We start from the raw sequence: 13,712 nt of genomic DNA on the forward strand, positions 1-13,712 counted from the left end.
AGCGTTAAGATAAATTAAATTATTAAATCAAAGCCAAAAAGCAAGACGTGATAATCATATTAAAAGCAGCTCGGGTTTTTAATTCAGTTCTGCTAACCAAAATAAACCGCTTTTCGATACGGTAACCTTGGTATTAAACGAGATAGCGAAACCGCTTTTTGCACTTAACCTTAAATAACTAATCCCTCTCGGTGAAGCGTTGCGCTTCTTTTCCCTCGGTGGTTAAACGCTTTTAGGCTGTGATTTAATGCCATAGCCTAATATTCAAACGAATACATAACGTTACTTGTGAACGCTTGCAATTGGCTCGTTAGATGTAAATGTCATAAATTTCATACTTTCAATCTCTAACTTACCAGCTCGATATTGCCCTCGAATATTTTCATTAAAAAACTCACCCATCGATGTTGAGTAATAGAAATTTTCCCATACAGGTATTGGCACTTCGTAATAGCGATAAACACTGCCTGATTTAAATTTTAGGTCGAGCACATTGTTAATAGTTGAATAACCTATATGTGAAAAAGCGGTTGAGCTTACAGGATGTTGTTCAAACAATGGGAATGGAACTTGGTACGAAATGGATTGCTTTATGTCATTGCTAATTTGATTCGCGACAGGAGGGTTTCTTATATACGAATCAATTAAGCTATGTCCGGTATAATCGAATAATGAAGATATAGAAAAGTTAGACGGCATACTGCCAAATAAAATTCTTACTACACGCATTATTTGATCTTGTTCTAGAGTCAGGTGAGAAATTAAATGACGATATTCATCGCCCAAATTACCACCAAGAGATAATGTTGGTGTTGCTATTGAGGCTAGACCCACCATGGGGTAATCTGATGCTAAATAACCATCACTATATTGATAATTAGATAAAATTTCATCAAAGAGTGAATTCGTATAATAGTTGCCTTGAGAGTGGCCGATTAAAATTATGCGATTACAAGAATGTAGTTGAAAGAGCAATTTTTGATAGGCATTCCTGTAATCGGTATCATTTAATCTTTTGAAGTCGACAGCGGAGAATATCTCTTGAAGCACAGCTTCTACCATTTCAACTTCTTCAGATGAAAGTGATCCAAGGTTTCCACCTAATATAGCTTTAATTACATAATATTTTTTTGAAAAAATAGGTAAGTCGGCATATTTTTGTTGAGCTATTTCATAAATTTGTAAGTGAAGGTCTTCATCTTTGTTATAGCTTCCAGTTGGTTTAATTCCTTTTTGAAAGCTACTTAACTCAGTATATTGAAAGTTATCAAGCCAAAATAAGTTATCACGGAAATTATCGAGCGTGGTAAACATCCCATTAATATAAAATAATCTTAATTGATCAATTTGTTTGGAACAGTATCTATCTTGAGGTGCATAGTCAGCATAAGAGTAATTAGATAGGCTTAAAACAAATATTATTAAATATTTAGTCATTTTATTGCCCCTTCTAATGCGAGGCAGTTTTTATCTGCCCCATAATGAAAATCATCATCCCAAGGGATTAAATTATCAATTTTGTTCTGTGCTTTTCGATTGGCGTAAGCTCTATCTATCGTATTGAAATACATAAGCTTTGGGTTTCTAAAAGTTGGATGGTTACTTTGCAATTGCCTAGTACACATACTGATATTGATGAAGTCTAAAATTATTTGTTTGCCTATATTAATATCTAAATTTGGTATGCGACCTTGTTCAATATCAATGACGAGTTGTAATGTTGGCGCTGCACTTAAACTAAAAGTGATGAGCTGAGGTGAATCAAACTTTTCATATACATAGCGCTCATAATCATCACGAATACCGTTATCATTTTGGTCAACACCATCTAACGTTTTAAAGTCGTCAGGGTGTTCCGGAGGTAAATCTGGGCTTAGGTAAAATAAATCTTTAATGCGCTGCCAACTGCTATGGGCATTAGGTGGGTTATTTTCATTCCAATAGCGGGCAAAGTAGTAGTCAGTGCCATGTTTTATCAAACTACCACCTTGATAAATTTTGTTTGCTTGCCATTTTTCTATCACTGTGTTTTGTAACCAAATCCAACCATCCCAATACGGTTGGTTTTCGATTGGCTCAATACCTTTTACCCAAAAAGCGGCAATAAATAAGCTGTTGTTATGGGTGACTATGTCACCGGCTACGTAGATTGAACTGGCGTTCCATGGTTGATGATTTGGTTCAATGTTTGCTAAATCGATACTTGTGGCTTGTGGGCTAAGTTGAAAGATGTTTGCAGTGAAAGCTTGCGAACAAAAAAATATACATGCGAAGAGTATGAGCTTGATCATTTCAAATTCCATTTGATAGATGCGGTGTACGTTTAAATTAAGTTCGCTTTTTAGGTAAATTCAAGTTTTTGGCTGGAGATTTGGTAGGCGCTGTTACAGCGTAGAAACTGCGCAAGATTGATTTATTATCTAGGATTGAGGTTATAGCCATTTAGAGATCGTCGATTTTAGCTTTGGTACAGGGATTAATTGTTAGTGTGCTGTTATAGAACCTCACAATGTTGGTTTTATAACAGCAGATATCATGTTTAATTGTTTATTAGCGCGTGTAGTTAAGCGCATAATATAGCATTGCGATAGCCTGTTTTTAGCAGTGTTTCGTAGCGTATCAACGGGTCTGTTAAAGTTGTTTTGGTTTAATTGTAAGCTGGTTATTAACCTGTTTAACTCCAGATATTTCTTCGCTTAATACAGTGGCCATATCACTATTAGCGGCAGAGATAACAAAGCCTGTTAACGTAACTACGCCTTTTTTAGTATCAACACTAATACTCAGGGTTGCTAAGTCTGGATCGGCAAAAATAGCCGCTTTGACCTTGCCAGTAATTTCAGTGTCATTGATGGCCATACCAAGGTTGTCTGCGGTGTCGCTGATTTTACTGCCTGCTTTTTCAACTGTCTGATCGATTTTTTTTCCGGCAGATTGTGCTTTCCCCGCATCTTCGCATGCACTGAGACTGACCGTGAGTAGAGCTGAAACGGTGACAATTTTTAATACATGAAATAATTCCATTTTTGTTTCCTGTTATTGAAAAAATATATTGGCCAAATAAACTGAGTGTTATTGATTTTTAATGTTTATTTTTGAAATGACAGTGAGTTAACCCCTATTGTCGATGCTATGACTATGCAGCTGCTTTGGCAATGCGTCTGTATGGTGGCGTACATAGTCGAAAATAATGTGTTTATTGTATGGTGTCTTGAAGTGTTACAGCTGTGATTTGATTTAGCCTGACTTGTTGCTTATTCGCTTCTTGTTCGCTGCGGCAGCGCTATTACAAACTTTTTCAATGGGTTGGCCTGAAAAGAGCGACTTGAGATAAATTTATTATTGAGGGTTGAAATTACTTTTAGTTGTAAAGAACTAAGGGATAATGTTTTTAAGCGTAAGCGGGTTTGGTTAGGCAAAGCGTGATAAGCCCAGGTAATGACATACCGTGGGCTTAGGTATTTACTAGGTTAAGCGGCTTTTAAGCTAAATTTTGGCTCAAAGTACTCGTTAAAAGTTCCTCTCGGACGATGGCTGCACCGGCACTTAGGGCGTTGAGTTTACCTTTGGCGACATCGCGGGCAAGCGGTGCCATACCACAGTTGGTACAAGGGTAGAGCTTGTCGGCATCAACATACTTAAGCGCATTTCTGAGAGTATTTGCAACTTCTTCAGGGCTTTCAATGGTATTGGTAGCCACATCAATCGCGCCCACCATTACTTTTTTACCTCGAACCAGTTCAAGTAGTTCGATTGGCACACGCGAGTTGTGGCATTCGAGCGAAATAATATCGATATTTGATTGCTGTAGTTTTGGCAATATTTGTTCATATTGACGCCATTGTGAGCCAAGGGTTTTTTTCCAATCGGTATTGGCTTTGATCCCGTAGCCATAACAAATATGAACAGCGGTTTCGCATTTTAGTCCTTCAATGGCTCGCTCTAAACACTTAATGCCCCAATCGTTCACTTCATCAAAAAACACATTAAATGCGGGTTCATCAAATTGGATGATATCAACTCCGGCAGCCTCTAGCTCTTTGGCTTCTTGATTGAGAATTTTGGCAAATTCCCATGCTAGTTTTTCGCGGCTCTTATAATGCTCGTCGTAGAGGGTATCGATCATGGTCATCGGGCCGGGCAGAGCCCATTTAATGGGTTGCGTGGTTTGTTGACGCAAAAATTTGGCATCGTCAACAAACACCGGTTTTTGGCGGCTCACAGGGCCAACCACTGTTGGTACACTGGCATCGTAGCGGTCGCGAATTTTTACCGTTTTACGTTTTTCAAAATCAACGCCGCTGAGGTGTTCTATAAAGGTGGTGACAAAGTGTTGGCGGGTTTGCTCGCCATCACTAACAATGTCAACGCCAGCATGTTGTTGCTCGTGCAATGATACGCGCAATGCGTCGTGCTTGCCGACTGTTAATTCATCGCCTTGTAGTTTCCAAGGCGACCAAAGTGTTTCTGGCTCTGCAAGCCAAAGTGGTTTAGGTAAACTGCCGGCTGTTGACGTCGGCAATAGGGTGTTGTGAGTCTGTGTTTTCATAATAAATGCTGCCATAAAATTGGGTTTTGATTGCAAGCTAACGTTAAAGCCTGTTATGTGAGCTTGCGATTAAACAGCGCTTGCAGACCACTGCTCAAGTACCGTTTGGTACGGTTTAATAAAGTGCTCTTGTGCAAACTTGCCTTGTTCACTGGCTAATTTGCTGCGCTCTTCGCGGTCATACACTATTTGCGTCAGTGAATGATCGAGGTTCTGCAAATTGGGGCGATAAGCCTTACCAGCCGCTGCATTGGCATTGTAAATCTCTGGTCGATAGATTTTTTGAAACGTTTCCATGGTACTGACAGTGCTAATTAGCTCAAGGCTGGTGTAATCATTAAGCAAGTCACCGACAAAATAAAAAGCCAGCGGCGCAACTGTGTTTGGTGGCATAAAATAACGCACCTGTAAGCCCATTTTTTTGAAATATTGCTCAGTGAGTGACGATTCATTTGGCTGGTATTCAACACCCAGTACCGGGTGCTGATTTTCAGTGCGATGATAGGTTTTGTTGTCTGACACACTGAGGCATATTACGGGTGGTTTGTTGAAATGCTGTTTATATACCGCTGAATTCACAAACGCTTGAAACAGTTTGCCATGTAATTCGCCAAAGTTTTCAGGAATGCTAAAGGCAGGCTGATTTTTATTATGCTCTTGTAGTAATACGCTAAAGTCGTAATCGCGCACATAGGATGAAAAGTTATTGCCAACAATGCCTTCAATACGTTTATTGGTGTGACGATCAACAATGTTGGTTTTTAATACTTCAATGGATGGAAAGGCTTGGCCACTGCCTGCAACATCGATATTCACCGAAATAATTTCAAGCTCAACGCTGTAGCGATCCGCAGTAGGGTTGTCCCAATTGGCTAAGGCATTAAAGCGATTGTCGATCATTTTTAAGGCGTTGCGTAGGTTCGCTTGGCGATGGCTTCCTCTGGCTAAATTCGCAAAGTTAGTGGTGATCCGTGTTTTATCTGACGGGTGGTAATTTTCGTCTAGCGCTATGGTTTTAATGGTAAATGTAAAATCGTGTTTCATGGTGTTCGGGTATCCAATGGTGTGAGTTCAAACCAGAATTAATAATTGGCTGCGCTTAACAGCATGGAGAGATTTATACGTTGTTAGGTACATGAAGAAAAACGGTTTAATTTCACATTTAACATGAATTCAATTCATTTTTGATGATCAGTAAATGGGTGGCTCTTGCTGTTATTTGTACTTTGGCATACAAATAAGCATAAATTCACAATGGAAATCTAGATGTCTAAAGTATTGTTTGATTAAGGTGCATTTTTTTCATTTAAAACATGAATAATATTCAGGGCTTATTGAAGATTAAAGTATCAATCTGCATCAGTTATGTTGTTATACTCGCGCCACACGAGGTGAGCTTAAGCCTTACCCTAAGTGAGTAATGTTGTTGGCTATCATGCGCTTATGGCTTAATTAAAGCTTGAGCTTTATAGGTTTTTAGGCTTTTTGATTGTGCACGATTACCACTTAATTTAGCAATCAGCTTGCCACATATATCACTGCATTATTGTGATGCAGTCGCCCACAAAATAATAAGAGATAAACTCAATGAGTGAAGTAATAATGTTAATCATATACTGCGCAATTCTTGGCAGTGGGGTCGGTTTTTTAGCAGGCCTGCTAGGTATTGGTGGCGGGCTGGTTATAGTGCCCATACTGAGTGCTATTTTACTTCACTTTGAGGTGCTAGCTGCTGAGCAGGTGGTGGTCGCAGCCATTGCTACGTCCATGGCGTCGATACTTTTTACCTCAACTTCTTCGGCCATTGCACACCATAAAAATGGCAATGTGCCTTGGGGCATTGCGCCTTGGATCATGATGGGGGTCGCTTTAGGTGCGCTCATTAGTGGCTTTTTGGCGGCATTGCTGCCAGAGCATGTTGTACGCATTGTGTTTGCTGTCAGTGTGGTCCTGATTGCTCTGAAAATGCTGCTGAGCAGTAAAAATGATGCGCCAGTTGAGCGCAAACTCCCCAATAAAGGAGTACTGACTGTTTTTACCACCCTTACCGGTGGCTTATCGGCAATGATAGGCATTGGTGGCGGGGCCCTGTTGGTGCCTTTGCTCACGTTTTTCTCCCTCGATATGAAAAAAGCGATTGGCTGCGCCTCTGCATGCGGCATTGTTATCGCGCTATTTGGCTCAATCGGTTACATCAGTTCAGGCAGCGCCTATTTTGCTTTAAAAGATGGCTTTGCTGGCTTTGTTTATTTACCTGCTTTATTCGGTATCGTCTGCACGTCTTGGTTTACAGCGCCATTAGGTGCCAAAGCGACTCATTATTTACCGGTTTCAACAATCAAGAAAATTTTCGCCGTATTATTGTTTGTTGTAGCCGTCAATATGGTGGTTAATTAAAGTCTAAACGAGCAAGACTCGATGACCTTAACATCGCCATAGGTGCAAGGCTGCTGACGAAGGCGAGTGAAGATCGCAAGTGTTTTTAGTTCGATGTTTAGCTTTTACCCAATGGATTTCAAGATGCTGGTAGGCGGCAAGCGCTTCAAATAATTTATTGATTAGACCTTAAGTGAAGGCCTATGTTAGTTGAATTATTAAGTTTTTGGTCTTTAGCATTTAAACCCAGATAAATTTGGATTCAAGCCCGAAATGCCATTCAGAAGTTGGGGCTTTAACTGAATGGCGAACGTTATTGAAGACTTTTCAGTATCAGAAACGCTTAACGACCATCTTCAAAAGAGGCACTCGCGCTAACTTGATGCCAGGTACCATCTGGCTTCAATACTGTTGCTTTCATCGTGTAATTTCTAAAAGCGTGAATACTGATCATACACATGTTAGATGTGTCAGAGCAGCGATTGTCTGACCATAATATTCTTGAACCACTTGGCGCATCATCTACTCTGAATACGGCAGTTGCGATATTTGCTCCCCATACGATAGCATCACACTGATTTGTAGTGAACTCGTCGTATTTTGGTGTATCGACATAACAACTCATGGTATTTGCCATTGCAGCTGTGCAGCCGATTGATAACGCAAGTCCACAAGCGAGTTTTATAACCTTTTTCATATAAATTCCTTCTCATACCTTTTATGGTACATTGATTTTTTATTAGTTAATATGAATTGCAGTTAGCCCCTAAAAAAGGAACTGAGAGCGACGTTGCCATATTTTTATAACTAGTTCAACCTTTTTGAGATAACTTATTTTTAAGGTTCTTGATAACTTTATATGTTCACAAAATAAGTTTTGGGTATGCAATTCTACTCCCCCTTAAATCTAGATTTGTTGGGTTCAGCGCGAGAATTAATGAACTGTAGGTGCAAGCCTGCTTGCGAAGGCGAGCGCAGCTGAGCAGCTGTTTTTCTTTAGGGTAAATTAAATTATTAAGTCAAAAAGCAATACATGGCCCTATTAGTTTTCATTTATAGTTGACCGTCATTAAATGCATTACCAAGATTGTAGAAGGCATAAAACTGGGCAATGGCCCAGTTATTCATACAGCGTAATTGAGTCTAATAATTTATCGGTGAATTTATAGATGTCACTAATACTCTCAATCGAAAAACGCTCTTCTTTACGTTCTTCGTTTAAAAAGCCGATGTACTTTTGCTTTGCATTAAAGTGGAGTCTGCAAATTGGCTTTCTATTATTATCATCTAACAATATACCAAAATAACTTTGCGTATCTCTGGCGATTATTCTATCAATTTCAACTTTTTGGCAAAGTATGGCCTTCACAATATTAAAACCTGTGATTTCCTCTTCTGTCGTTACAATCTTCGGCTTTTCACTCTCGGTTTCATCTTCAAGCTGTTCATGCAGTCGATTTAAAGTTACTCCAGACGAATTTTCATCAATTGCAGACTTTAATCTTTGATTAATAGAGTCATTGATAAATTGGGTTAAAGCTTTTGTGGTGATGCTTGAAAAATATGAGACACTCATCAATATTTCATTGAAATCAAATGGGTCCCCCATTAGAAAGATCCGGTCAAGAAGTCGGCAGTGTTTTCTTGTTCCTTTTATTCACAAATCAAGTGTTCTTATTTTTAAACTCAATTTAAATAAGACTACGCACATAGTAATGACGTCGATGAGTGTGAATATGCACCTTTAATTGATTAAATAACGTCATATGAATTTAGCTGGTTTAAGTAAGCATCATTAATGTTCAATTTAGGTCCTTAGCTCTCGCCTCCGTCTTCGTTTAAGCAAAAAGAAAGGGCGCGGGTCTTGTTTTTTGCCTTTTATTTAAAAAAAACAGACGTGATAATCATCCCAAGCTACTAACAAACTCATCAATCTTTTAAGTCAATCATTCTCGGTATAGCGCAGCGCTTCTATGAACTCAGTGGTGAGAATGTCTTTAGAAAATAGCTATAATTTCAAAGCGAAAACTCTTCAGAGCGCTTGATGGTTTATCGACTTATTTAATCCTGTTATTCTACGCACTTTCAGTATTTGTGTAGTATGAGCGGAGTAACGCAGTATGATTAACGATAACGACATCATTGATACCCTTGAAGAACTTGAGTCTTTTTTATTATTGGTTGATAACGGTGGTTTGGGGCTGGCAAATGTGACTGGGGTGGCGCTTGCAACTAATAACAGCAATGGCCGACCGTTTGTTGCGGTGCTTGATGAACAACATAAATTATTGTTAGGTCGCTGGGTAACCCAAGAAGTATTTGATAACGGTAAAGATTTAGTGCGCAGCGGTGCTAAAAAAATACATTAAGAATGTTATTTTAAAGGTACAAGTTGTGGGTTCAAGGATGAACAACAGCTTTTAAAGACAATAAATCAACTCAACCATTCCATGTTCTGTTCTGCATAGCTTTTTTTATTCTGCTCATCTGTAGCGCTGTTAATCTATTCACCGTTCTCATTTACACATTGATAGCTAAAATTTTATCGCAAAGAGTGACCTTTAATGGCTTGGCAGGTGTATAACTGGGTTAATTATTCTAACGTCAGGAAACTAAAATGAAAAATACAAAGCTACTCCTTCCTTTTGCGATGCTGGTGAGCGCATCATTGCCGTTAACGGTTTTAGCTGATGGCCACGGTAATCATCATGTTAATAATGCGCACCGAAGCGAAGCTAATCAGCAACGCGATGCGTTTCGTAAGCCTTATCAAACGCTTGAGTTTTTTGGAGTGAAACCTGATAGCAAAGTAGTTGAAATTCTACCTGGAGGTGGTTGGTACACCGAAATTTTAGCGCCAATGTTAAAAGAGCAGGGCACTTTGGTGGCGGCGCATTATCCAGCCAATGTTGAGTCAGAATATCGTAAACGTTCGCGTACCAATTTTGAGAAAAAACTTACGGATAATAAAAATGTGTACGGCAAAGTGGTCGTTGCGGACTTTGATACTAAAGCAGCTATTGATAAAGCGACGATGGATGCCGATGTGGTATTAACTTTCCGTGGCTTACACGGTTTACAAAATGGCAATGAGCTAGCTGCGGCATTTAGCCAGTTTAATCAAATGCTAAAAGTAGGCGGCAAATTAGGTGTGGTACAACACCAAGCACCTGAAGGATTTGACCCGATTGAGACTGCCAAAAAAGGTTATTTACCAAAGTCTTATGTGGTTGCTGTTGCAGTGGCCGCAGGCTTTGAATTAGAAGCCGAAGCGTATTTTCATAACAATCACCAAGACCGCATCATAGTAGATGGCGTGGAAGGCGGTGTATGGTCGTTACCTCCTTCGCTTAATGTGAAAGAAGATGCGGATAAAGAAAAATTCAAGAAAGTGGGAGAATCTAACCGCATGACTTTATTGTTTAGCAAACGTTAATTCGCGTTTAGGCGGTGAGTATCACGTACCGATTTTTCGTGATGCTCACCCTTACACCAACTGGTTTTGAATCGCTTTGATGACCGCTTGTGTTCTATCGTGTACGGCTAATTTGGCGATTATTTGCGAGACATGATTACGAATGGTGCCTTCTGAGTTGTCTAGGTAAAGCGCGATGGCTTTATTAGCCATACCCAACGACATGCAACGCAATACACTGAGTTCTTTTGCTGTTAAATGGTAGCTTGGGGGGCTTTGTTGATTGAGCAAATAGTGAGTGAGTGCATCTTGCAGTACGAGCTGACCGCTGATGACTGTATTGATTGCGCTAATGAACTCTTCTAACTCGATGTTTTTGAGTACATAACCTTTAGCGCCCAAGTTAATGGCTTTGACCAATACATCGCAATCTTCAAAGGTGGTAATGATTAAGACTGGGGTCTTGTCCCCGCGCTGCTGCATTGCTTCAAGCACACCTAAACCATCTAAGTTCGGCATGCGCATATCAAGTAGCACAATATCAAAATCGGCTTCACTCAGCTTTTGCAAAGCATCAATACCATCACTTGCTTGGCTACTGACATTGATGCTTTGCTCAAGGTTTAGTAAGTTAGCAAGTCCCAACCTTAACAAGGTTTGATCTTCAACGAGTAGACAATTAATCATTGGAGTACCTCTGTAGTTGCATGCGAATGATTGGACAGACATAAAGGCAGCTTGATGGTATTGATTAAGACCTGATTTTTGATGGCTTGAGTGAAATGGCCATTAAATTGTGCGACGCGTTCAGCGAGGCCGGTTAAGCCATTCCCCGGTTTTGGGAGTATGGTTTCTGGTTGATTATGAAAAACCTCTGCGCTTAGCATCGTGTATTGTTCATCTAGCGTCACGTTAAATGTAATGTCTGTTGCTTGTGTATGTTTAAGCGTATTACTGAGCATTTCTTGGCAAAAGCGAATGACACACAACGTGATATCTTGCGATAGGTATGCGGTGTCTTTATCGATGTTGATGTGCGCTGTTAGGTTGGGTGTCAGTGCACAAATTGATTCAAGCACATCTTTTAGCAATGCTTTATCGTCTCGCTGTGAACTCACAATGTCTCTGATCTCTTCGAGCACATCTTGGCTCATTTGATGGCAGTTTATCATCATGGTTTGAAGGTTTGCTGGGGCGGTGCGTTTTGCAAAATCCAAATTAACACTTAACGCTGTAAGCTTGTGGCCTAATGAGTCGTGTAACTCGCGTGAAATTGCCAGTCGTTCTTGTTTGGCGCTCATTGCACTCATCATTTGCTGAGTGGCTTGCAGCTCTTTGTAATTCTGACGAGATTGATAATGCATATTAAGGCTTTCGACTATTTTACGACTGATAAACCAATTTGTTACACAAAAAAAGAACCAGACGACAAACATCAGCCAAGGGATATCGCCCTGCCAAGTATCATAATGACATGCTCCGTAAACGAGCATTGCGCCCAAAATGGCGATTACAAAACGCGAGAGCGCGAAGTGAGGGCTAAACACAGCGGTAAACATCACTAAGTGAATAAACACCAATGAAGTGGATGTGAACGGGATCAGACATAAAATGAGTAAAAAATAGCAGCCAGCCATGGCCAATACATGCTTATTTGGGTGTTTAATCACATAAAGAAGTAACGGCAAAATGCCGATATTGATACCCAATAATATCGTCAAGTTCAAAAAAGAATCAGCGTAGTAAGCACACGATACTGTGGCCGCAAGCCATGAAGTTAGAGTTGAAAAGCGCCAGTCAGCATTATGCCTGATGGGAATATTCATAAAGTTCCACTTTTTTTGATGATTATACAAATTTTTAAAGAGTAAAACAGTGACAGATGTCATAGCTGGCTCATGAGTTTTGACACTTGTGGGTCATGCACTGTGTTGGTTATGATCAATTCAGATTCGCTCAAACGTTACTTATGATGCGCGCTGAGCGTTTTATCTCAACAAATAGCATGGAGAAATGTGATGGTGCAAAATACGAAACTTAATTCAACGTTTGCCACTGCACAGCAGGGTGTGGCGAAGGCCGATGGTACGTTATGGGTGAGCGCAAACGAGATTGGCTTTACGCCTTTTAATACGGCATTTGGCCTAGGCCCCTATAAACTGGCTTGCAACGACATTGCAGATATTACACTCGCCACAGGCAAAGCTGCGGGGCTATTGGCAATAACAGCTAGCGCTATGCGCATCATTTTGACTGATGGATGTGCGTTTGAATTTATCGTGGCTGAGCCATCGTGGTGGGTTGAATATTTAACTCAGCACTGTGCGGCTCAAAAAGCGTAACGTTTGCAAATATTAACGATTGAGACGTTACTGATGGCTGCGTTTTATTTCGTTAATAATCGCCTTTGCTAAAGGCGAAGCAGTGTCGGTTTTGGTGGTGATCAGCATCACCGGAATTTGATAAGAATATTGCGCAGGCTTAATGGCGCTAAACAGCCCTTTGTCGGCCCAATGCGCGGCGTAGTGTTCGGGCAAATAACCAATAAATTTTCCTGATAAAATCAAATGGGCAATGCCTTCGTCATGATAGGCAATAGCGCTGTTTTGGTAGTTTAAGCCATCGTTACGTAGTTCTTTATCGCGCATGTAGTTACTGGTGATCACTTCGGCATTTGATAACAGCTTAGTGACTGCTTCTGGGGCACAATCAAATAAAGGATGGCCGACACCGCAATAAAGGTAGTTGGTTTCGTTGTAAAGTGGGGTGTAATTAAGCCCGCGCAAATGATGGCGGCTCACACCAATGCCCACTAACGAGCGGCCATTCACCACCGACGTTTCGACTTCGCGTGCTTCACAGACATTTAAATCAAACTGAATATTTTTACTTTTATTTTTGAGAGCGGCAATGGCATGGGCGACGCCTGAGCGGGGGTCGCTCACTAAGGTGTCGATTATGGCGATGGTCACTCGGCCCGAAAGCTCGTTTTTAGAGCTCGCGACTGTGCTGGTAAAGGCTTCACATTGTTGCAACAGTTCAAGCGATGCTTGGTAAGTAATGCGCCCCGATTCGGTCAGTTCAAAGCCACTGCGACCACGTTTGCACAGTTTAATGCCCAAGCGAACTTCGAGGTCTGATAAATGCGAACTAATGGTTGAGCGGCCAATATTTAAGCGCGATTCAGCCGCCGATAAACCGCCACTTTCAACAATGGCGACAAAAATGCGCAATAAGCGTAAATCAACATCATGAACTTGCATGGTCGTTTAACCTCTTTTTAGTTCGATAAAATCGGAATGAACACCGATTATTATGCATTTATAAAACAACAGCGGCAAGCTAGCATAACAGTATTCAATGCACACAGTG

14 protein-coding genes are annotated in these 13,712 nt (G+C 40.5%); 4 read left to right on the top strand and 10 right to left on the bottom strand.

The window, feature by feature from the left end; translation table 11 throughout:
- Positions 1-282: 282 nt before the first annotated feature.
- The 5 genes from PTUN_RS04940 to PTUN_RS04960 form a co-directional block, all read right to left on the bottom strand.
- Positions 283-1,437, bottom strand: a complete 1,155-nt coding sequence (locus PTUN_RS04940; protein ID WP_009838595.1) for a KTSC domain-containing protein — start codon at positions 1,435-1,437, stop codon at positions 283-285.
- Positions 1,434-2,291, bottom strand: a complete 858-nt coding sequence (locus tag PTUN_RS04945) for a chitodextrinase (RefSeq protein ID WP_040643956.1) — start codon at positions 2,289-2,291, stop codon at positions 1,434-1,436. Before PTUN_RS04945 ends, PTUN_RS04940 begins: the two co-directional genes overlap by 4 nt.
- 340 nt (positions 2,292-2,631) lie before the next feature.
- Positions 2,632-3,024 carry a BON domain-containing protein gene (locus PTUN_RS04950; protein WP_009838597.1) on the bottom strand — a complete coding sequence of 131 codons (393 nt, stop codon included), beginning with the start codon at positions 3,022-3,024 and terminating at the stop codon, positions 2,632-2,634.
- A gap of 457 nt (positions 3,025-3,481) precedes the next feature.
- Complete coding sequence (locus tag PTUN_RS04955; protein ID WP_040643957.1) at positions 3,482-4,549, bottom strand: methionine synthase; 1,068 nt, start codon at positions 4,547-4,549, stop codon at positions 3,482-3,484.
- A gap of 69 nt (positions 4,550-4,618) precedes the next feature.
- Entirely contained in the window at positions 4,619-5,593 is a 975-nt protein-coding gene (locus PTUN_RS04960; RefSeq protein ID WP_009838599.1) for a DUF1852 domain-containing protein, read from the bottom strand.
- 543 nt (positions 5,594-6,136) lie between these two features.
- Here PTUN_RS04960 and PTUN_RS04965 point away from each other — a divergent pair.
- Entirely contained in the window at positions 6,137-6,946 is an 810-nt protein-coding gene (locus PTUN_RS04965) for a sulfite exporter TauE/SafE family protein (protein WP_009838600.1), read from the top strand.
- Positions 6,947-7,268: 322 nt separating this feature from the next.
- Here PTUN_RS04965 and PTUN_RS04970 read toward each other — a convergent pair whose 3' ends face one another.
- On the bottom strand, positions 7,269-7,622 hold the full coding sequence (locus PTUN_RS04970; RefSeq protein ID WP_009838601.1) for a hypothetical protein: 354 nt from the start codon (positions 7,620-7,622) through the stop codon (positions 7,269-7,271).
- 423 nt (positions 7,623-8,045) lie between these two features.
- Positions 8,046-8,534 carry a hypothetical protein gene (locus PTUN_RS04975; RefSeq protein WP_009838602.1) on the bottom strand — a complete coding sequence of 163 codons (489 nt, stop codon included), beginning with the start codon at positions 8,532-8,534 and terminating at the stop codon, positions 8,046-8,048.
- Between the two features lie 511 nt (positions 8,535-9,045).
- Here PTUN_RS04975 and PTUN_RS04980 point away from each other — a divergent pair.
- Both PTUN_RS04980 and PTUN_RS04985 read left to right on the top strand, forming a co-directional pair.
- Positions 9,046-9,294, top strand: coding sequence for a hypothetical protein (locus PTUN_RS04980; protein WP_009838603.1), 249 nt, complete (start codon positions 9,046-9,048; stop codon positions 9,292-9,294).
- A gap of 248 nt (positions 9,295-9,542) precedes the next feature.
- A complete protein-coding gene (locus tag PTUN_RS04985; RefSeq protein ID WP_009838604.1) occupies positions 9,543-10,361 on the top strand; it encodes a class I SAM-dependent methyltransferase in 819 nt (272 codons plus the stop codon).
- Positions 10,362-10,412: 51 nt separating this feature from the next.
- Here the strand turns inward: PTUN_RS04985 and PTUN_RS04990 are convergent, their stop codons facing one another.
- Together PTUN_RS04990 and PTUN_RS04995 are read right to left on the bottom strand one after the other, a co-directional pair.
- Positions 10,413-11,027, bottom strand: coding sequence for a response regulator (locus PTUN_RS04990; protein ID WP_009838605.1), 615 nt, complete (start codon positions 11,025-11,027; stop codon positions 10,413-10,415).
- Positions 11,024-12,166: a sensor histidine kinase gene (locus PTUN_RS04995; protein ID WP_040643936.1), complete on the bottom strand. Its 1,143-nt coding sequence runs from the start codon at positions 12,164-12,166 to the stop codon at positions 11,024-11,026. Before PTUN_RS04995 ends, PTUN_RS04990 begins: the two co-directional genes overlap by 4 nt.
- Positions 12,167-12,358: 192 nt before the next feature.
- On the opposite strand from PTUN_RS04995, the gene PTUN_RS05000 reads away from it, so the two are divergent.
- The gene (locus PTUN_RS05000; RefSeq protein WP_009838607.1) at positions 12,359-12,682 is read left to right on the top strand and encodes a hypothetical protein; all 324 of its coding nucleotides are present in this window, start codon (positions 12,359-12,361) and stop codon (positions 12,680-12,682) included.
- A gap of 27 nt (positions 12,683-12,709) precedes the next feature.
- Here the strand turns inward: PTUN_RS05000 and PTUN_RS05005 are convergent, their stop codons facing one another.
- Positions 12,710-13,603: a LysR family transcriptional regulator gene (locus PTUN_RS05005; RefSeq protein WP_009838608.1), complete on the bottom strand. Its 894-nt coding sequence runs from the start codon at positions 13,601-13,603 to the stop codon at positions 12,710-12,712.
- Positions 13,604-13,712 lie beyond the last annotated feature (109 nt).

Source organism: Pseudoalteromonas tunicata, assembly GCF_002310815.1.
GTDB classification, from domain to species: domain Bacteria; phylum Pseudomonadota; class Gammaproteobacteria; order Enterobacterales; family Alteromonadaceae; genus Pseudoalteromonas; species Pseudoalteromonas tunicata.